The sequence below is a fragment of the Sulfolobus tengchongensis genome (genome assembly GCF_036967215.1).
GTDB lineage: Archaea > Thermoproteota > Thermoprotei_A > Sulfolobales > Sulfolobaceae > Saccharolobus > Saccharolobus tengchongensis_A.
This window is the reverse complement of record NZ_CP146016.1, coordinates 2,177,028-2,195,331: the sequence shown is the minus strand read 5'-3', so window position 1 is coordinate 2,195,331 and position 18,304 is coordinate 2,177,028. Positions and strand designations below refer to the sequence as shown.

22 protein-coding genes, 2 tRNA genes and 1 pseudogene are annotated in these 18,304 nt (G+C 32.4%); 8 read left to right on the top strand and 17 right to left on the bottom strand.

Annotation, left to right across the window (positions count from 1 at the left end):
- Positions 1 to 222: 222 nt before the first annotated feature.
- A pseudogene (locus V6M85_RS10560) lies at positions 223 to 381 on the top strand (putative integrase); the annotation flags it as partial.
- A gap of 33 nt (positions 382 to 414) precedes the next feature.
- On the opposite strand, the gene V6M85_RS10555 reads toward V6M85_RS10560, so the two are convergent.
- The 12 genes from V6M85_RS10555 to argC all read right to left on the bottom strand — a co-directional run bounded on the left by V6M85_RS10555 (position 415) and on the right by argC (position 8,931).
- A tRNA-Val gene (locus V6M85_RS10555) sits at positions 415 to 489 on the bottom strand.
- A 440-nt stretch (positions 490 to 929) separates the two neighbouring features.
- Positions 930 to 1,877, bottom strand: a complete 948-nt coding sequence (locus tag V6M85_RS10550) for an NAD-dependent epimerase/dehydratase family protein (RefSeq protein WP_338599745.1) — start codon at positions 1,875 to 1,877, stop codon at positions 930 to 932.
- Between the two features lie 33 nt (positions 1,878 to 1,910).
- Positions 1,911 to 2,222, bottom strand: coding sequence for a signal recognition particle subunit SRP19/SEC65 family protein (locus V6M85_RS10545; protein WP_338599743.1), 312 nt, complete (start codon positions 2,220 to 2,222; stop codon positions 1,911 to 1,913).
- Positions 2,203 to 2,604, bottom strand: a complete 402-nt coding sequence (locus V6M85_RS10540; RefSeq protein WP_338599740.1) for a 30S ribosomal protein S8e — start codon at positions 2,602 to 2,604, stop codon at positions 2,203 to 2,205. Before V6M85_RS10540 ends, V6M85_RS10545 begins: the two co-directional genes overlap by 20 nt.
- Before the next feature lie 43 nt (positions 2,605 to 2,647).
- The gene (gene uppS / locus V6M85_RS10535; RefSeq protein ID WP_338599737.1) at positions 2,648 to 3,436 is read right to left on the bottom strand and encodes a polyprenyl diphosphate synthase; all 789 of its coding nucleotides are present in this window, start codon (positions 3,434 to 3,436) and stop codon (positions 2,648 to 2,650) included.
- Positions 3,421 to 4,461, bottom strand: coding sequence for an N-acetyl-lysine deacetylase (locus V6M85_RS10530; protein WP_338599735.1), 1,041 nt, complete (start codon positions 4,459 to 4,461; stop codon positions 3,421 to 3,423). Before V6M85_RS10530 ends, uppS begins: the two co-directional genes overlap by 16 nt.
- Complete coding sequence (gene lysJ / locus V6M85_RS10525) at positions 4,409 to 5,575, bottom strand: [LysW]-aminoadipate semialdehyde/glutamate semialdehyde transaminase (RefSeq protein ID WP_338599733.1); 1,167 nt, start codon at positions 5,573 to 5,575, stop codon at positions 4,409 to 4,411. Before lysJ ends, V6M85_RS10530 begins: the two co-directional genes overlap by 53 nt.
- Complete coding sequence (gene lysX / locus V6M85_RS10520) at positions 5,572 to 6,423, bottom strand: lysine biosynthesis protein LysX (RefSeq protein WP_338599730.1); 852 nt, start codon at positions 6,421 to 6,423, stop codon at positions 5,572 to 5,574. The genes lysJ and lysX overlap by 4 nt, the downstream gene beginning before the upstream one ends.
- Complete coding sequence (locus V6M85_RS10515; RefSeq protein WP_338599727.1) at positions 6,420 to 6,590, bottom strand: alpha-aminoadipate/glutamate carrier protein LysW; 171 nt, start codon at positions 6,588 to 6,590, stop codon at positions 6,420 to 6,422. Before V6M85_RS10515 ends, lysX begins: the two co-directional genes overlap by 4 nt.
- Before the next feature lie 65 nt (positions 6,591 to 6,655).
- Positions 6,656 to 7,084 (bottom strand): HTH-type transcriptional regulator LysM, encoded by a 429-nt coding sequence (gene lysM / locus V6M85_RS10510; protein ID WP_338599725.1) that lies wholly within the window; start codon positions 7,082 to 7,084, stop codon positions 6,656 to 6,658.
- Positions 7,077 to 7,871 (bottom strand): [LysW]-aminoadipate/[LysW]-glutamate kinase, encoded by a 795-nt coding sequence (locus V6M85_RS10505; protein WP_338599722.1) that lies wholly within the window; start codon positions 7,869 to 7,871, stop codon positions 7,077 to 7,079. Before V6M85_RS10505 ends, lysM begins: the two co-directional genes overlap by 8 nt.
- Position 7,872: 1 nt before the next feature.
- Complete coding sequence (argC, locus tag V6M85_RS10500) at positions 7,873 to 8,931, bottom strand: N-acetyl-gamma-glutamyl-phosphate reductase (protein ID WP_338599720.1); 1,059 nt, start codon at positions 8,929 to 8,931, stop codon at positions 7,873 to 7,875.
- A gap of 56 nt (positions 8,932 to 8,987) precedes the next feature.
- On the opposite strand from argC, the gene V6M85_RS10495 reads away from it, so the two are divergent.
- Entirely contained in the window at positions 8,988 to 9,413 is a 426-nt protein-coding gene (locus tag V6M85_RS10495) for a hypothetical protein (protein ID WP_338604748.1), read from the top strand.
- Here the strand turns inward: V6M85_RS10495 and cedB are convergent.
- Positions 9,393 to 11,195, bottom strand: coding sequence for a DNA import protein CedB (gene cedB, locus V6M85_RS10490; protein ID WP_338599718.1), 1,803 nt, complete (start codon positions 11,193 to 11,195; stop codon positions 9,393 to 9,395). The genes V6M85_RS10495 and cedB overlap by 21 nt on opposite strands.
- A gap of 42 nt (positions 11,196 to 11,237) precedes the next feature.
- Positions 11,238 to 11,867 carry a 6-phospho-3-hexuloisomerase gene (hxlB, locus tag V6M85_RS10485; RefSeq protein WP_338599715.1) on the bottom strand — a complete coding sequence of 210 codons (630 nt, stop codon included), beginning with the start codon at positions 11,865 to 11,867 and terminating at the stop codon, positions 11,238 to 11,240.
- A gap of 427 nt (positions 11,868 to 12,294) precedes the next feature.
- Between hxlB and V6M85_RS10480 the strand changes: the two genes are divergently transcribed.
- Together V6M85_RS10480 and V6M85_RS10475 are read left to right on the top strand one after the other, a co-directional pair.
- Entirely contained in the window at positions 12,295 to 12,588 is a 294-nt protein-coding gene (locus V6M85_RS10480; RefSeq protein ID WP_338599712.1) for a hypothetical protein, read from the top strand.
- Positions 12,575 to 13,348, top strand: a complete 774-nt coding sequence (locus tag V6M85_RS10475) for a hypothetical protein (RefSeq protein WP_338599709.1) — start codon at positions 12,575 to 12,577, stop codon at positions 13,346 to 13,348. The genes V6M85_RS10480 and V6M85_RS10475 overlap by 14 nt, the downstream gene beginning before the upstream one ends.
- Here V6M85_RS10475 and V6M85_RS10470 read toward each other — a convergent pair.
- Entirely contained in the window at positions 13,323 to 14,219 is an 897-nt protein-coding gene (locus V6M85_RS10470) for a hypothetical protein (RefSeq protein WP_338599706.1), read from the bottom strand. The two genes, V6M85_RS10475 and V6M85_RS10470, sit on opposite strands and share 26 nt — an antisense overlap.
- A 22-nt stretch (positions 14,220 to 14,241) precedes the next feature.
- Entirely contained in the window at positions 14,242 to 14,559 is a 318-nt protein-coding gene (locus tag V6M85_RS10465) for a hypothetical protein (protein ID WP_338599703.1), read from the bottom strand.
- A gap of 69 nt (positions 14,560 to 14,628) precedes the next feature.
- Between V6M85_RS10465 and V6M85_RS10460 the strand changes: the two genes are divergently transcribed.
- Positions 14,629 to 14,886, top strand: a complete 258-nt coding sequence (locus tag V6M85_RS10460) for a hypothetical protein (RefSeq protein WP_338599700.1) — start codon at positions 14,629 to 14,631, stop codon at positions 14,884 to 14,886.
- Here the strand turns inward: V6M85_RS10460 and V6M85_RS10455 are convergent.
- The gene (locus V6M85_RS10455; RefSeq protein WP_338599697.1) at positions 14,869 to 16,098 is read right to left on the bottom strand and encodes an anion transporter; all 1,230 of its coding nucleotides are present in this window, start codon (positions 16,096 to 16,098) and stop codon (positions 14,869 to 14,871) included. The two genes, V6M85_RS10460 and V6M85_RS10455, sit on opposite strands and share 18 nt — an antisense overlap.
- Positions 16,099 to 16,224: 126 nt before the next feature.
- Here V6M85_RS10455 and V6M85_RS10450 point away from each other — a divergent pair.
- From V6M85_RS10450 to V6M85_RS10440, 3 genes are all read left to right on the top strand, one after another.
- A tRNA-Lys gene (locus V6M85_RS10450) sits at positions 16,225 to 16,320 on the top strand.
- Between the two features lie 354 nt (positions 16,321 to 16,674).
- A complete protein-coding gene (locus V6M85_RS10445) occupies positions 16,675 to 17,343 on the top strand; it encodes an A24 family peptidase C-terminal domain-containing protein (protein ID WP_338604746.1) in 669 nt (222 codons plus the stop codon).
- Positions 17,262 to 18,284, top strand: coding sequence for a cobalamin biosynthesis protein CbiG (locus tag V6M85_RS10440; protein ID WP_422398060.1), 1,023 nt, complete (start codon positions 17,262 to 17,264; stop codon positions 18,282 to 18,284). Before V6M85_RS10445 ends, V6M85_RS10440 begins: the two co-directional genes overlap by 82 nt.
- Positions 18,285 to 18,304: the final 20 nt, after the last annotated feature.

The following is an 18,304-nucleotide window of genomic DNA, read 5'->3' as shown; positions in this document are numbered from 1 at the left end:
GCTATGGGTCGATGGACTATTCTTCGGAAATTTTTTGGAATATTTAAAAACTCAATAAACCACCTCGGTTAGTAATTTTTGTAAGTTATCGTCTAACAATAATTTACCCTCATTCTGTATAACTCCTTTCAATTTATCGTAAGATGACAGCAAAATTTAACGGTTGCCAATAGCTTATAAATGAAAATTGGCAACCGATAATTTAAGATGGTGTTTTAGGGAGTGTCCCCTAAAGAAAAGACGAGATATAAATATGGTAACATAATTATACGTGAGAGGAAAGGGCGGTATTATGTCTATAAATTGGAAACGATAAATGGTGAGGTAAAGGAGCGTTACGTAGGTCCTTTAGATGACGTCGTAAAAACTTACGTTAAAATTAAAAGTGGGGGTGTGGGGGTTGATCCCCCACAATGGGCCCGGCGGGATTTGAACCCGCGATCTCTGCCGTGTGAGGGCAGCGTCTTAACCAGGCTAGACGACGGGCCCATTAAGGAGTAGCTCTTGCTCAAATGCTATTCTTACTCTTCATATACCGGCTTATAATGTTTTCTAAGGAGTTCATGTAAAATCCTTTCTATATCTTTACTATTTCCAAAAACACATAATTATAAACTGATAGCATTAAATCCTATATGGTAAAAAAGTGAGACAGCAGAGAGATAAAAAATAAGTTTTTATGAATATACTATATTTGTAGAAATAATCCATAATGCGTCATATAGGCAAAAATTTAAGGTATGGATTATTGCATACGGATAATCTAGAATGCTTGATTCAAACTTCTTAATCTAAGTAAGATAATCAAAGCTCACTATCGTGAGTGGGATTTTTCACGAAGGTGATGGAGAAGGATGATTGGGTAACCATAACTTCGATGAAGTCTAAGGGTAAAGGGTTGAATATAAAGTATAAAAGTATTATGAGATTTAATGAGACCCAAACCTCCTGTTACTTCCATATCCATACAAGATATCTCTTACTGCTTGTCTTATCGTATCTCTGGAATTCATTGTTGGTGACCATCCTATTTTATTGATCTTCGAGATATCAAGTAACATAAATCTTACATCACCTGGCCATCCTCTTCCCTCTCCTGTATCTTTATATACTATTTCTGGATTTAGATTCATTTCGTTTGTTACGATTTTAGCAATTTCATTTACTGTTATCCAATCCGTATTACCAATATTATAGACTTCATAAATTTCATTTACATTATTTTCTAACTTTACGAAAGCTTCTATCAAATCGTCAATGTATAAGTAGCTTTTCTTTTGCCTGCCATCTCCTAAGATTTCCAGTGTTTTAGGATTTTCTCTAAGTTTTTTAATAAAATCGATAACTACACCATGGCTCACTCTGCCACCAGTAATGTTAGCCAGTCTAGTGACTATACTTTTTATATTATATTGCTTTGCATAGTATTTAACTATATTCTCACATAATAATTTAAATAAACCATAATTAGAAATAGGTTTAGGCTCTTCAGTTTCAGGCGTTGGAATTGTATTTGTTTCCCCATAAACTGTCGATGAAGAGGTAAAGATAACCTTTTCAGCATCTAGTTTCCTAGCTAACTCCATAACATTTAACGTGACTTTAACATCCCTCTCGAAGTGTTCTTCGATATTGATCATAGAGGTTCTTACGTCGGGATTAGCAGCTAAGTGATAAATTATTTGATTTTTTTCTATTTTTACTTTATTAAGTATATCTCCCTCTCGTAAATCATATTTTATAAGTCTTGCTTTATTATTTACATATCGTCCACTCGAAAAATCATCTATTACTGTTACTTCAAGATCCTTTGAGACTAAATAATCTACTAAATGGCCACCTATATAACCTGCTCCGCCTGTAACTATATATGGCATTATAAGCTAGTTAATTAATTTTGGACTATTAAATTAATCGTTATTCTCTAATCCCTTGATGTTTGACTGGTTCATAAGCTTAGTATATATTATTTTTAATGTATTATTTTTGCTTTTCACCTTTTTCACAGTTATTATAAAGTTAACTTTTCTATCTCTAGGATACTTTTTATTCTCTATTACTATTGGGTCTAGATCTAGTTCTTTCATAATTTCTATTAGTTCTTCAGTTCTTATTTTGCGTGTTATTTTTCTCACGCGTCTACCTTTAGATCTTGTTTGTGATAAAAAATATGAGGGCCAGATAACTATTCTATTCTGTTCTTTAAGCTCCCTGAGGCTCATTCTTTAGCAACACCGCGTTTATTACACCATCTTGCCCAGGTCTAGAAGTGACTATTGCCAATCCTGCCTCTGTTCTAATTTTTGCTCCTTTTACTATTATTCCTCTTCTCGCTAGTTCTTTATTGGCAGGTGTCTCCACTACTTCAAGAATTTTAACTTTTTTGCTAGAATTTGTAGACGGATCTGTTAAGTTTGCAATTGAAGCATATTTTAACCTAATCTTAAAATTCCCTCCAAGTACTCTATCTTTTATTCTAATTTCTTCTGTTGATAGTGTTGTAAATGTAGGAGGACTTCCTATTTCATATTTTCTTTTATCTCTATGCTTGCCCTTTAAGCCACCAGTTATCTTCTTGTTATCTGGACCTTGATAAAAACCCATAATTTTACGCCATTTTTAAAATGTGAGTAAAAGCTTAAAAAACTTAGGCTCCAAAGTTGCGCTTTCTTTTTTGGAATGATCTTATGGCTCGCCACAGATCTATTTTTCTAAATTCTGGCCAATAGGCCTCACAAAAGAACAGTTCTGAATACGCTATATGCCAAAGTAAGAAGTTACTAATTCTAACCTCACCAGAAGTTCTTATTACTAGGTCAATATCTTGTAGCTCGCTATCATAAAAGTATTTCCTAAACGTTTCTTCGTTTATATTAGTTTTGTCTAACTTTCCGCTTTTATAATCATCTAGAAGTTTTACTACAGCATCTAATATTTCTTGTCTACCTCCATAGCATATTGCCAAAGTAAGTTTTCTACTATTATATGATGAAGTTTTCTCTATTACTTTGAATATATACTCACGAAGATCTTTTGGTAACTTATCTAATTTACCTATTGCGTTCACTTTAACCTTATATTTATCCACAATTGGATCTTCTAATAAATCTTGCAAACCCTTTTTAATGTAGTTCATTACTATTGTAAGTTCAGTTTCTTCTCTTTTTGTACAATTTTCTGTGGATAGTGCAAAAACTGTTATGTCTTTTACTCCTAGTTCTAACAACCAAATTAAAACTTCCTTTAGTTTTTTATAGCCGTAAAAATACGCATCGTTAAGTGTGAGATTGTTATTTCTAGCCCATCTTCTATTTCCATCTGGTATTATACCTACGTGGTTTGGCAATGGACCATTACGAATTTGATTCCATAACACTACCTCATAGAGCTTATAAATAGGCCTTAGAATATAGCTCCTTATCAAGTTCTTTGCCATAGTTCTTCTATTGCTAGCATATACGTTTTTACTCCTATATATATTTCATCTAAGGAAATTTTTTCTTGATTAGTATGTTCTAGCGTGGAATTACCTGGTCCATAAGTTGCTATATTTTGTGTCAATTTTTGTAAGATATTCATATCGCTTGTCCCAGCTTTTCTAACTAATCTAGGTTTCATCCCTTGTTTTAATAAAGCCCTTGTCAGTGATCTTACTACTGGATTATTTGCGCTTACTTTTACTGGTGGAGTTTCATCTACAATCTCAACTCTACATTCTGAAAATTCTTCCCTTATCCGCGATATTAGTTCTTCCCTATCATTATTTATTGCATACCTTATATCAAAATGTAAATATAATCTTGCTGGGGTAACATTATAAACTTCTCCGGCGTTAATGATTGTGGGCACTATTGACGGTTTATCATACCCCTCTGGTAGTTTATAAACTTCTAATAGTTTTTTGGCAATATTTACAATTATGTTATCCTTAGCAGAAGAGGAGTGTTCTGGAGTACCTTTACAAATTATATCCAATTGTATGGATCCTCTATACTCAATTACAATATCTGTATTATTCGATGGTTCCCCAACTATTATGTGTTTTACATTATAGTTTTTCATTAAAAGCTCTTTAGCTCCAATGCTTGTACTTTCTTCATCTGCAAGAGCAGCTACCCTAACTTTAATTCCTTTTTCATTAAGTAACCATGCTGTAAGTATCATAGCTATTAAAGGTCCTTTTGCATCTACAGCACCTCTTCCATAGATTGTATCATTTTCGGCCTTAGGCTCTATGTAACCTGGTATAGTATCTACATGCGATGCCAACAAGATATCTCCTTCTCCAAGGATAAAAGAGTTAGACTGAGGTAATATCTCAAGTCTAAGATTTAAATCATTGGAGACTTCCTCAAAAAAATTTTCAGCGTTTCGTTCGTTCTTAGATGGTGTATATATTGATAGTAATTTAAGAAGCAAGTCTTTTGCTTTCTGTTTCACTAATTCCTTTTCTTGCTGCATCAGCCGCCCACTCCATATCTGACTGGTTTATCACGTATGGAGGCAAGAATCTTATTACAGTGAGTCCTGCTTTTAGCGAGAGTACTTTCTCATCTTGTAATATTTTTATAGCAGTAGAGGGATTTACTTTCAAATCTATTCCAATCATGAGACCTAACCCTCTTATCTCTCTAATTATCTTGAAATCTTCTAGTTTTTCTTTAAGTATCTTTAAGAACAACTCTCCCTTCTTTTGTGCTTGGTCAGCTATTTTTTCTGATTTGGCAACTTTGCAAGCAGCAGTAACTGCGGCTACTGCTAATGGATTTCCACCATATGTAGAACCATGATCTCCTTCTTCAATTTTTTCGCTTATCCATTCTGGTATGAACACTGCACTCACTGGAAATCCGCCGCCTATTGCTTTACCTGCTGTTAATATATCTGGTTTAATATCGAAGTGTTGATAAGCCCAAATCTTACCCGTTCTACCGAATCCAGTCTGGACTTCATCTATAATTAACAAAGCACCTACTTTTTCTGTCATCTCTCTTAATGCTTTCATGAATTCCTTTTTTGCTGGAATAACACCACCTTCACCTTGAACTGGCTCCACTATTACGGCTGCCGTGTCTTCTGTAATGTTTTTTAATGAGTCTATATTGTTGTAGTCTAAGAATTCAGTAGGTCCAATTAATGGTTCGAAAGGTTCCCTGTATTTTTTATTCCAAGTTACAGACAAAGCTCCCATACTTCTACCATGAAAAGAATTTTTAAATGCTACAATTTTTCTTCTCTTCGTGATTTTCCTTGCAATTTTTAATGCAAGTTCTACTGCCTCTGAACCACTGTTTAATAAGAATACATGTTCCAGATTATTTGGTTTTAAATCATCAAGTTCTCTCGTCATTTCCTCTCGTATTGGAGTGTCAAAAGCTAAGGAAAGAGTCATTATTTCGTTCATTTGTTTTTCTAAATAACTTATGACTGTTTTATTTCTATGTCCAAGAAAAGCAACACCATGCCCTGCATGTAGATCTAAGTATTTATCACCTTTATCATCCCATACATATTGTCCCTCTCCCTTAACTATTTTAAGACCTCGATCTTGATAAAATTTTAGTATCTTTATCATTTTTTAACCCACTCCGCAATTTTTTCCAACAAGAATTTAGATACATTGAAATTATTAACCCTGACGGTATTTTTGTATTCTGGAACTCCATTTACCTCGTCTACTAGGTACCCTCGATCTTTATCTTCAAATATATCTATACCTAAGAAGAACCCTCCGAGTATCTCTTTAACTTTCAGCGCAAGTTCTCTAAGTTCTTCATTGATTTTAAGGGGGTATGCTTTAGCTCCTAGAGCAGTATTAGTTCTCCAATTATTCTCATTTACCCTATAAATGCCAACTGGCACTTCATCACCTATTACAAATATTCTTATATCTCTATTTGGTTTGTTAACGAATTCTTGGATATAGTAAACATCTTTATATTTTTGTGTACTAAATTCCTGATACTCTAAGTAACTATATAGTACGTCTGAGTTATCTGCTTTAGCTACCATTCTTCCCCAACTTCCTTCTACTGGTTTTATAACCACAGGATAGCCTAGTTTTTTTGAAAATTCCAATGCGTTAGTTTTGTCAAACGCTATAAAGGTTTTAGGAGTGGGTATGTTGTGTCTTGCTAAGATATATGTCGTAAAAATCTTGTTTTCACATCTGAGTAATGTTGTATAATCATTCACTACTGGATAACCAGCCTGCTCTACTATAAATGAAGTAATAAGAGCCCTATTATGGGAAACGTTCCTTTGTATAAACGAATTAGCTTCAGTATCTATTTTTATTTCATCAGAAAAAAATACAGCTCCCTTACTATATATTGCATCTATCTGATAGCCTAATTTTTTACCTTCCTCAATTAGATTCCTTTCCTCCCATCTAAGCATGTCGTACAAAATTCCTATTTTCACTCTCCCCAATCCTCACCTATTTGCTCTGCAAGCCTGAGCGATAATTTTCCATTTTGTTTTATAATTTCTAATTGGGCTCCACACTCGTGTTCAACAAGCTCTCCCGGCAAGGCATCGTCTTCTACACTTACATCTCCACCACAGATAGGACATTTTAGGATTGCCATTAAAGATCAGTAGATACTAAACTAGTTTTGCGTAGAAAAAGTTTTTAGTAATAAAAGGTACGATCTTAGAACCAAGTCCTAAGGATAATAGTACTATTTGTTCCTACAACGCCTTGAATACTTCTAATCTCATCTATAGTCCTATTAATTGAAGTTATATTAGTACCTCTAACTATTACTAGGATATCATAATCTCCAGTAGTTTCATATACTACTTCTACACCCGGTATTTTAGCTATCTTTTTAGAGATCTCGGGAGTTGGTATTTGTGGCGTAGATTGAACCATAACTATCGCTTTTATTTCATTTTCCAATTCATATTCTATAGTAAATCTCTTAATAATACCCTGTCGTATTAATTTTTCTATTCTCTTTCTTATTGCGGCTTCACTCACTTTAAGCTCTTTAGCAATTAGCGTATATGGCGTTCTAGCGTTCTTCTTTAGGATTTCCAAAATTTTCAAATCATTTTCATCAACGTTCGCATTACCCATTCACTATCACCGTTCCATTAAGTTCTAGTGCGCTTGTTATCGGTTTATCTTTCATTCCAGATCCTATTATTACTTTATTTATACCATTTTCTATAGCCTCTGCTGCCATTAATAATTTTCTATTCATTCCTGGGCCTATCTTTTTCGAGAGTTCCCTAGCTTCGTTAGAAGTGAGTCTGCTAACTACTTTTCCTTCTAAGAGTACTCCTTCTACATCAGATAAGAGTATAAGTGCATCGGGTTTTACTGCTTTGCTTATTGCAAACGCAGCTTGATCCCCATCAATATTTAATGGTGTACTTTCCTCTGGATCTAGTGCCAGAGGTGAGATAACTATCACATCAAACATTTTCAATAAATTAGTTAGTATTTCGTTTTTAACTTCTTTAACTTTACCCGTGTATCCACCTTCTATTATTCTTTTCTTTCCTCTTTCATCAATAATCACAATTTTTTTCTTTCTTTCGGCAATTAATAAACTAGCATCAACCCCAGATATGCCTATTGTGCTTTTCCCTAAACTAGATAATCTGGATGTAATTTTTTTATTTATAAGGCTCATTACCATTATGTAGACATCTAATTCTTCCTTTGTTGTGTATCTACTTCTTATTCCTTCCGGTGATGTTACAAATACTGGTTCGATTCCTAATTTTTTAGAATATTCCGTTACGATATCACCTCCTCCATGAATTAAAATAATCTTTTCATTTGTATTTGCTATGTCTAAAATAACTTTTTCTAATGAATTTTTTACTACTCTTCCGCCTATTTTTACTACTATCATTTTAGGCAGGCCTCAAAGGTACTAATTTTAATCCATCGTCCTCATTGAATCCCATGGAGATATTGAAAGCTTGCACTGCTTGACCAGCAGCACCTTTCATTAGGTTATCTATTGCCGAAAAGGTTGTTAATCGTAGCACTCTTTTTTCGATTGCGAAACCTATGTCGGCAAAGTTACTCCCAATAACAAATTTTGGATCTGGATAAGGATGAATATTACCTCTTATTATTCTAATGAATTTTTTACCTCGATAAAATTCAGCTATTCTTTTCCATATTTCGATTTCTTCCATCTCAACTGATAGCCATGTATGTGCAGACGCTAAAGCTCCTCTAATACTGCTGACAGCATGGGGAACAATACTCACGCTTATATCTGATTTAGCTATTCTTGAAAGTTCTTGTTCAGCCTCTGCAGAATGTCTATGTCCTTCAGCTTCATATGGTCTGATAGCGTTTTGTCTTTCTGGATGATGGCTCCCCTCGGATGGTTTAGCTCCACCCTCACTACTGCCAACTTTGACATCGCTGATAAATCTTCTTTCATCTGTTATTTTTGTTGCAACTATTGGAGCTAATGCTAATATGGTTGCCGTTGCATTACATCCTGGCGAAGCAATAAGTTTAGCATTTTTTAGCTCTTCATAATGTAGTTCAGGCAATCCATATATTGCTTTATCTAACAAGTCGGGATAAGGATGTTCGTAGCCATACCACTCCTTATAAAGTTTAGGATTTTTAAGTCTATAGTCTGCACTTAGATCTATCACAGTTAAACCTAATTCTAGTAATTTAGGTACATAATTTAATGACACACCGTGAGGTAGAGCTAGAAATACTACATCTGCTTTATCAGAAAGCTTGTCTATAGAAAAAGTAGTAAAGTTAAGTGATAATAGACTTCTCAAATTAGGATGGATTAATGATATTGGTTTTCCTGCATATTCTCTAGAGGTTACTATTGTAATTTCGGTCTTCGGATGCATAACTAGTATTCTTAGTAATTCTCCTCCAGTATATCCTGAACCTCCAATTACGGCAACTCTAACTCTATCCTTCATTACAGTAACTATTGCAATTTAGGTTATATATAGTTTAATGTGTATAGATATTTATGATGAGTGTAAATACTGATGAGTTGAAAAAATTCCTTGAAAATAAGATAGCTGCCTTGAGAAAAGAATTAGAATTTTATGAGTTTTTGTTAAGTATTATAGAATCCGGTTACGTATCATCGATTAAAGGTAATAAGGGAACTATTGAGTATATAAAAAATAAAAGAGGTGAAATATTAGCTGAAATTTACTTCACTCCTCCAGTTGCAAAGTTTGTTATTAAGACTAAAATTACGCTAAATAAATCATACTTTTCAGCATTAAGTAAAATTCTAGAATCGGAAAAGGAATTGAATAAGATAGATTATAGTATAGAAATGGATAAAAGTGATATAAAAGAAATCATAATAAAAAATATAAATAATGATATAATATATAATAAAATAAAGACTGGCATTCAAGCTATATTAGAGAGGGCTATTAGCTAATGTATATAACTTTATAATTACGGGTCTAGGATCGCCTAAAAATCGTATTACTGCCTCTCCTTTACTTAAGAACATTAAACTCTTATGCAACGTGTTATCATCTATAGTTACGAATCGTTTTACCTCTTCCCAGAATTTTCTATCGCCATTGTTAATAAATACAAGTAAGCCTATGTTATCTAGATATACGTTAGCTAGCTCTCCTAGATCTTCTAAGTTTTGGGTAGCCATTATAATTGATATTCCATGTCCTCTTCCTCTCTTTATGAGATCTGCTACAATGGGATAATCTTCGGATTCGCTTCTTAATATAGTCCATGCTTCGTCCATAACGAGAAACATTTTAGGTATGTCATACATTTTATTTAAAGACATTTTATTATAAGATTCCTGTAATATAGTATATATTATAAGTCGTCTAATTTCTTCATTTTTTATTAATGTTAAATCTATAACATTAATCTCATTTTCATTAATACCAGAAAGTAAAGATGGCAAATCAGAGTCATCCATTGAGGATAGAATGCTTATGAGTTTGTTGAAATAATACTTAAGTTGCAAGTCGTTTATTTCATCTATATATTTCTCCAAATCTTTCCACTTAATTCTATGTTTAAAAGGGCTAGAATCTAATAGTCTATTTAGATATGTATATATTATGGACGCTTGAAATTTATTTAATCTAAAGGAGTTAATCAAGATTTTTTCTATTTGTAACAATTTTAATTTTAATGGTATTTCATATTCATCGAGGAGACCCAATTTGTAAAATAGTGGATTTATTAAGTGGAATGGAACCTTATATTTAGAAAGTCTATATTTTATATCTCCTTTTATATCAAATAGGACGACTGTATTTCCATATATTAAATTTAACAATGTAGAAATCCATATTATAAATTCTGTTTTTCCAGATCCAGTAGGACCAATTAAAAGTACGTGACTGTTTTGACTATAGTCTATGTTCCAAAATATTAGATTTTTACCATCTATTTCTCTGCCTAACAGTATTCCATTTGATACGAGATTATATTTAGGTCTCTTTTCCATAGATATTGGAGTTAAATACGGGATTGTACTCGGTAATAAAATTTTATTAGAATTAAGCCCTAAACGAAAAAAGTTTCTAATATATTTTCTTATTTCATAGGAAGTTGCGAATCTGCTTTTTATTCCAAGACCTTCTAATCCTTGTTTTATTGTAGATGCAGTAGCTAGTGCACTTCCTTTATCCCCAGAAGTTATTATGATGTACATCTCATACTTAAACGGACTTTCACCAGCCTCGATCTTGGATATTATGCTTTCCATCAATTCTAACTTTCTTTTAGCTTTTTCATTAGATGGGTCACTGTCTATCATTATTCTTAGTGATTGGATCTTCTGAGCAAGTGATGTTATATACTCATTCTTATTAATATATTCCCTCCTTAATATTATATTAACATTTTTAGCTATATCTAAAATTTTATGAAATGAAGCTATATATGACCTCAGATTTGCATCATTAGTATCTCGATAATCCATTTGTATGTCATCAATTATTAATACTGCGTTGGCATTTTTTTCATCATAAAATACGCCATCTTCAATTTTATATTCATTATTTTGTTTGGCCTTGCTCGACGTTAGATGTATGAATTTATCACGATATTGTAGTATTAGTAGCGTTACTAATATTATAGGTATAATATATATTATCTTATATATTAGCATTATTAAAATAACTATTACTATTATTGCAATAATAATTACTCTTGGTTCAGTTTTTCTTAAATCCACGCTTTCTAATTAAGATTAAAATTGTGAGTGGGTAAAGAGAAACTATAATTCAATATTTGCGTGAACTAATCTTAGATCTTCTTCAGTCTTCTTTAACCTTATCATGAGCTCTGCAACTATACCATCTAGGAATATCTGTGTGGTATCCTCAAATAACGTACCTAAAGGTGCTAATGGTTCAGTTATTCCAAGAATTTGTCTAGCGAAATAATCTTCGTTCTTTGAATATTTTGTTCTACCAGGTATCTCGACTAATACGTCAGAAATCTTTGCAAGTGGACTATCATAGTAGCTTGTTATAGCTATTAGCTTTGCCCCAGCTTCTTTTGCGGCTTCTGCTGCTGTTAATATTAATTTAGTCCTACCAGAACCAGAAATTGCAACTACTAAATCATTTTTACCAATTGCAGGTACTATTGTTTCACCTAGAACGTACGAGTTAAAACCTAGATGTAGAAGTCTCATTGCAAAAGCTCTTCCTACAAGTCCACTTCTTCCAGCACCCATTACTAGAACTTTCCCATTGCGATTATTTTTGTAAAAGTTCTCTAATTCACTTATCATTTTACTAGCTTGCTCCGCTTTTACTGCCTTAGCAGCTCTGAGTATAAATTCAGCTATGTCATACATTGTTTTTAAAGAAAGAGGATAGTCATCAAGAGAAGATGACAAATTCGGACCGCCAATTATCTCTTTCTCTTTCTCATTATATAAGCATTGCTATTCTTCATTTGCATCTATTTGATGGAAGTTAATGTATTACATATCTTCAATGCTATTAAATCTGTTAGTATTATAAGCTATGATAAGAATTCCAATAGTCTTGCCATGAAGGTATAAATTATTATGTCTTTTACATACATTTTCACACAAATGCCATCTTTTGCTCTCTATAAAGAGGATATACTACCTTATATTTTTAGCTATTTGACGACACTATGTGAATTTCCATCTATTTTTAATTAATTAAAAATCACTTGTCACGATTTATGTAATTCTTCCGTCTCTGCCTTATAAAAGGCTAGTTTATGCAATAGATTTTTAGAGAGTAGATAAGAGCACTTAACATTATAAACTAACCAGAATAGATATGTTAGTAATGTCAACAAGATGGACACCTAAATGGAAAGCTATAGAAATTGAGTATAACAACAAGAAGACAGTGGTTTGTTATGATGAAACAACAAAACTTTACGTTTGCCCTATATGTTCACCTAATTGTGCTAAGGGCGTATCAACTGACTATAGTAGTTATTTCTTTAACTTAGAGGATTTGAAAAGACATTTAGACGCGCATAAGGAAGGATTTTGGTTAAAGAAAAGAATAAGAAGTGAAGAGGAGGAAGAAGAATCTAAAATATCTTTTGGTGAAGAGGAAGGTGAAGAGGAGTAGAATATTAATAGTTGGAGGGTTCACAATAGACGAAATACAAGGTAAACTAAGACCAGGTGGACCTTTAATTTATTCATCTTTAGGTGTAATGAGAGGAGGCGGGGTACCAAAACTGTATGGGTTAATAGGAAAGGATTTTGATTTTGAGATAGATTTCCTCACTGACGTTGAAAAACATTTAATATATGACGATCATAGTATCAGATTCAGAATTGAATTAACTGATGAAGGTAGGAGGTTGATATTACTTAAGAAACCTAAAAGAAAAATAAAAATAATTGATAGTAACAATGTAGACGGAATTTTAATAAACCCAGTATGTCAAGAGGTAGATATTACCTCAATAGCGAGTTCGGTACCGATAGCAATTGATATACAAGGTTTTGTCAGAGATTGCACTGAAAATGAGGAAATTAAGTATGAAAAAGATATCACATTTCCTGAAAATGATAAATACATGGTTATTCATGGTAATAAAGAAGAATTTGAACTCTCAAAAATAAAAGTAGATACTTTATTTGAAAAAGGTTTTAAAGAAGTAATTATATCTGATGGATATAAGGGTTTTGAAGTTTATACTAAGAAGAATGGGAAATATACCTATAAGCCTAATAGGATAGGTGAAAATGAAATAGGAACTGGAGATTTCTTACTTGGCGTATATTTTGCATTAAGATTAAGCGGATTAATAGTCCCTGAGGCTACAATGATTGCTGGAAAACTTACTGAAGAATTCAGCAATTCTGGGCTCTTAATATAGTCTCATCGATACTGTAGTTTCTCCATTCACCTAACCTTCCACAATTTATCATGTTGATTGGAACTTTCTCATTAAGATGACCAAACAATATGGCTTCTGATAACAGTCTGCTTCTAAAAGCAACTATCTCGTTAGGGCTTATTATTTGTCTTCTTTTAAGGTCTACGAGGATTCTTTCTATATCCATATTTTTCTGATTCGTTCTGAGAAATGAATATATGTAATAGAGCTGAAAATCTTTAATAACGTCATCTATTCTAATTACTACCGCATATGTTTCAGCTGAATCTCCACTTAGATATACATTCCAGTCTTTATTATTTTCTTTTCTCTTTGCCAAAATTAAGAGTGTAAAAGCTGAGATATGTCCTAAGAATGAAGTATCTAATCCTAGTAATCTACTGATTCTTTTAAGGGAACCAGTATTATATATTTTCGAGAACCTATACACATTTCCCTTATTTGTTATTATTTTATTTTCATCTATTCTTATTGGATATTCCTTAACAATTTTCATATTTCTCGACAATTCATAGATAAACTCTGGTATGTTTTCTATAATATATATCTTCTTTACTGAGTCAAATGTTAACCATTTTGGTAATTCTTCACAAAATTCGCATATTTTATTATGAAAATATTCATATTTTCTATATACAATATTTATTTCATACTCTTTATATTTAAATTCAAAATTATTTAATTGAAACGGTTTATATGTAATCGGTAAAATGTAAGGTATTTCAATACCGAATATGCTGTCAAAAGCTAAAACTCCACCTATGAGTGGCTGTTCTTCTAATATCAAATTAGCATTAACTTTTTTGCCTATAATTAATCCAGAAATGCCTGATCCTATAACAACTATCATCAATCTATAGGTATATTAAAGATTAAATTAAAGCCTCTGAAAAATTAGAACCAGGAGGAAAATCCCTGTAATAATACTGGAAAAGATCTTGCTGGTTTTCTCTTAAATAGTTGTTCTTCATATGATTTGTTACAACACTTTCTATTAGATCCCTTAGCTCTTCATCGGTGTATTCACTTACGCTTATCACTTTACTTCCTATCTGTAGCAATGGCGTATTACACATTAAGTTAAACTCAGTTTCAACATCTATTGCCGGATATGTATTTTTTAAATCATATATGGTCTTAAATAAGCCTAAATCTCCAGTTGGTCCAAAGATTAATTTGATGAATACCATGCCACTGTCAATTATATTTGCTGTATGTTGCTAAGATTTATAACCAATAGGGATAAATAATACACCGTAATGCGTTCATTTTTAGGTACGTTAGTGTCTTTACAAGAAGCTGCAGTGTATCACTATAGTAAAGATTATGAAGACGCCGAAAGAGCGTTAAGAGAAGCCAGGAGTGTATATAAGGGATTAAAAGTAAAAATCTTTAATTTGTCAAACGCAGAAGATAGGATAGAGATAATAGATATAGATCCTGATATGGGTCAATTTAAAGAGGGCTATGTCGTAATAGTAAAAATACCTGAAAACCCTTTATCTGAGAAAGACTAAAAATACGTAAATAATAATTGCATTTGGTATCAGTATTGGAACAGTATATCTCATAAATTCTATAAAATTAAAACCTCTTCCACCTCTACTTTCAGAGGCTTCAGATATAATTACGTTACTAGCAGCCCCTAATATAGTGAAATTACCTGCTATGGTACTACCCGCAGCTAGCGCGAGCCAGTCTATTACACTAGTATTTCCATGAGAAATCATTATTGGTATGTATATGGCTACTAATGGAACGTTACTTAACACTTGACTTAATAAGATACTTACGATCATTATACTCGCGACATTATCTGGCGGAGGTAAGTACATAAATATATATTTTATTATCCCTGACTTTAATATTCCCTCAGTGAATATAAACAATCCAATGAAAAATAATATGGTAGACCAATCCATTCTCCTGACAATCTCTCTCCGCTTCTGTGTGATAAGAAGTAATATTGAAGATGTAACTAGAGAACCCAATAATATATCTATTCTAAAGAAACTTAAAGTAAAAAAGAGAATCACACTAATCATAAGTAAAGCCAATGAGAAATAACCAAGTCTTCTATCAAAGTCTATCTCATTTTCGTTTATTACATTATTTATATTTTTTTGCAATAGTGATTTTTTAAACATTCTATAAAGTATAAAATAAGCAACTATAAGACTAATTACAGTAGGCAAGATTAGGTATTTTGCAAACTCAATAAACGGATTTTTAACACCAGATTCCAACGCTATCAATAAATTTTGTGGATTCCCTGTAGGCATTATAACACTACCAACAGTAACTCCTATAGCAAGTGCGTAAAGAAATGGAAGCTCTGATATACCCATGTTTCTACTTAGTTCTAAAATTACTGGAGTCCAACTTGCCGATACTCCGTCATTTGTAACTAAGTTAGAAAGTAAACCAGAATACAAAAGTATGTAAAATAAAACTTTTTTTGGTTCTTTATATCTTTCTATGATTTTATATGCGAGCAGTTTTAAAAATCCTGAAACTTCTAATGCTGACGCAAACACAAAAAGTGTGATAAGAAATAATATAACATCCATATTCACGGCCTGTATTGCCTCCTCTGGAGTGATAACTCCTAGAACTATCATCAGAATACCTCCAAAAAACATGGAAGCCCAAGGCGGGATTCTAGTTACACCTCTAGAAATTATAAGCCCATAAGTGATTATAATAACAATTAGCGCTGTAATTATCATATTATCAATAGCTTGCGTGTCAGCTAAATAAAATTAGCCTATTACATATGTGAACTATTTACGATATCCTAAGGTAAAAGGCAGAAGAAAAATTAATTAACCAACTCTCATTTATCTACTTACGTTGGGCCCGTAGCTCAGCCAGGTAGAGCGGCGGGCTTTTAACCGCATGGGTTGCGGGAAGCAACCCGTAGGTCCCGGGTTCGAATCCCGGCGGGCCCGCGCACTAAAACTAACTTCCCTTTAACAATGATGTGTCTAACGATCCTTTAAAAATTGATATCGCATGTAAACTGTATTTTCTTAGCGTTAATGTTAGTATGCAAGGTGATAATGAACACTATTCCAAAATTTACGTAATTCTATTAGTTCAATAAAATCTATTTAAAATAATATAACTGGATTCCATAAAGACGAGGAGAAATCTTGATAAGCACAAGCTTTTTATCTGCACTATAATAATTATAACCATGTGGGGTATCTGGTCCCTTGACAGCCCCGCAGAAGGGTAGTGTATGAGAGGGACTTCCTGCCGTGACCATCATATATTTAATGCAAATTTTGCTTTCTCTAATAATGCTCGTTCATACTTCTATTTTAGATATAAAATATAGGGAAGTTGATCCGAAAATTTGGATATACTATTCCTTTTTGTCTTTATTTATAATTGCTAATATCCATTACTTATTTCTTCCTATATATATATATTCATTTATAATTACTAACGTGTTATTTTTCATTTTATATAAATTATCCTTGATGGGTGGTGCAGATTTATTTCTAAACTTGATTCTTAGTCTAGCTAATGCATCAGTTTTTCCCTTGATTCCCAGTAATTTTTCAGTTATTGGATTAGAACCTTTAATAATTGTTTTATACTCATCAATTATAATTCTTATTTTTAGTATGCTGAACTTTGTTAAGTATTACAGATATGTTAAAAATCTTCCTTTTTCAAAGAGAATTATTTTTGCACTTTCTGCAAGAAGGGTTAAGATAAAAGATTTTATTAATTCGAAATTTTTATTTCCTTTAACAGAAATAAGGGAAGACGGTTCAGTAATATTAAGAGAGTATTTTTCTGTTGAAGAGGATGACAAATACTGGAGAGAATATTATGCAAAATTAGTCAGAGAAGGAAAAATTTCAGAGGAAACTTATATATGGGTAACATGGGGTATTCCAGTTATTCCCTTTATGTTAGCTGGCTATGTGTTATCGCTAATCATAGGATTTCCTTTTTAGTAATTAAGATTAAAAAGGTGTTTTTAAAAATATTATATGCGTTGTATGTATCCAAGGTCCTAGTAGATGGTATTAATAAGAATCTTGTAATGCAGATAAGAAACTTATTTAATGAGCTTGGTTATCCAATTGTAAATTATGAACCGGATATTATAATTTCTGTAAATTCTATTAATTATACTATAAGAAAATATTTTAGAAAATTTCATAATAAAATTATAATAAACGTAGTACAAGATGGGAGTTCGGTTATACCTTTAACTAAAGAACACTTAGGCGGATCCCTATTAGCTAGTTTTTTGGCTGATTCCTTAGGTTCTAATTTAATATTGACAACACCCACTGGTGTTAAAGGATTATACAGCGTAGAGGAGTTTAGTTGGCTTAATGGTTTATCTATATCCAACTATAATTATAAAATAGCAAGTTCGCTAAATCGGAAGTTAGTAAAAGATGGCAAAATTAATATATACGTGGACTCCTATGAGGGCCATTATACAGTGTATGAGGGATACAACGTAGTTAAGGATGAAAGGGATGCCGATTTGATACTCACTAATGCTGCTAATAGTAGCTATATAATCAAGAGCTATAACACTATCAATAACAATTTCATTTTAATACCAGCTGGTATATACGTAGGTTTAAGATATTTGGAATCAACTCCTTTAGAAGTTCTAGTATATTCAATTAAGATGACATTAAAATCTCTTTACATCCTAAATAATAGGGTTGATTATATAGTAGTTCCACAATATCTGAGAAATGATAAAAAATTAGATCAATTAGCAAAATATTATTCGTCCAGTATCGTATACGTAAATGAAGCGGAGGACTTCTATTCATGTAACACCTTACTGGAAAAAATAGGCGTAAAGGTTCTATTAAGGGAGGTAAAAAGGGCCTTTGGAGTTATGACTTGCTTAGGTGTTAAGAATTAGGAATAGATATATCAGTACTT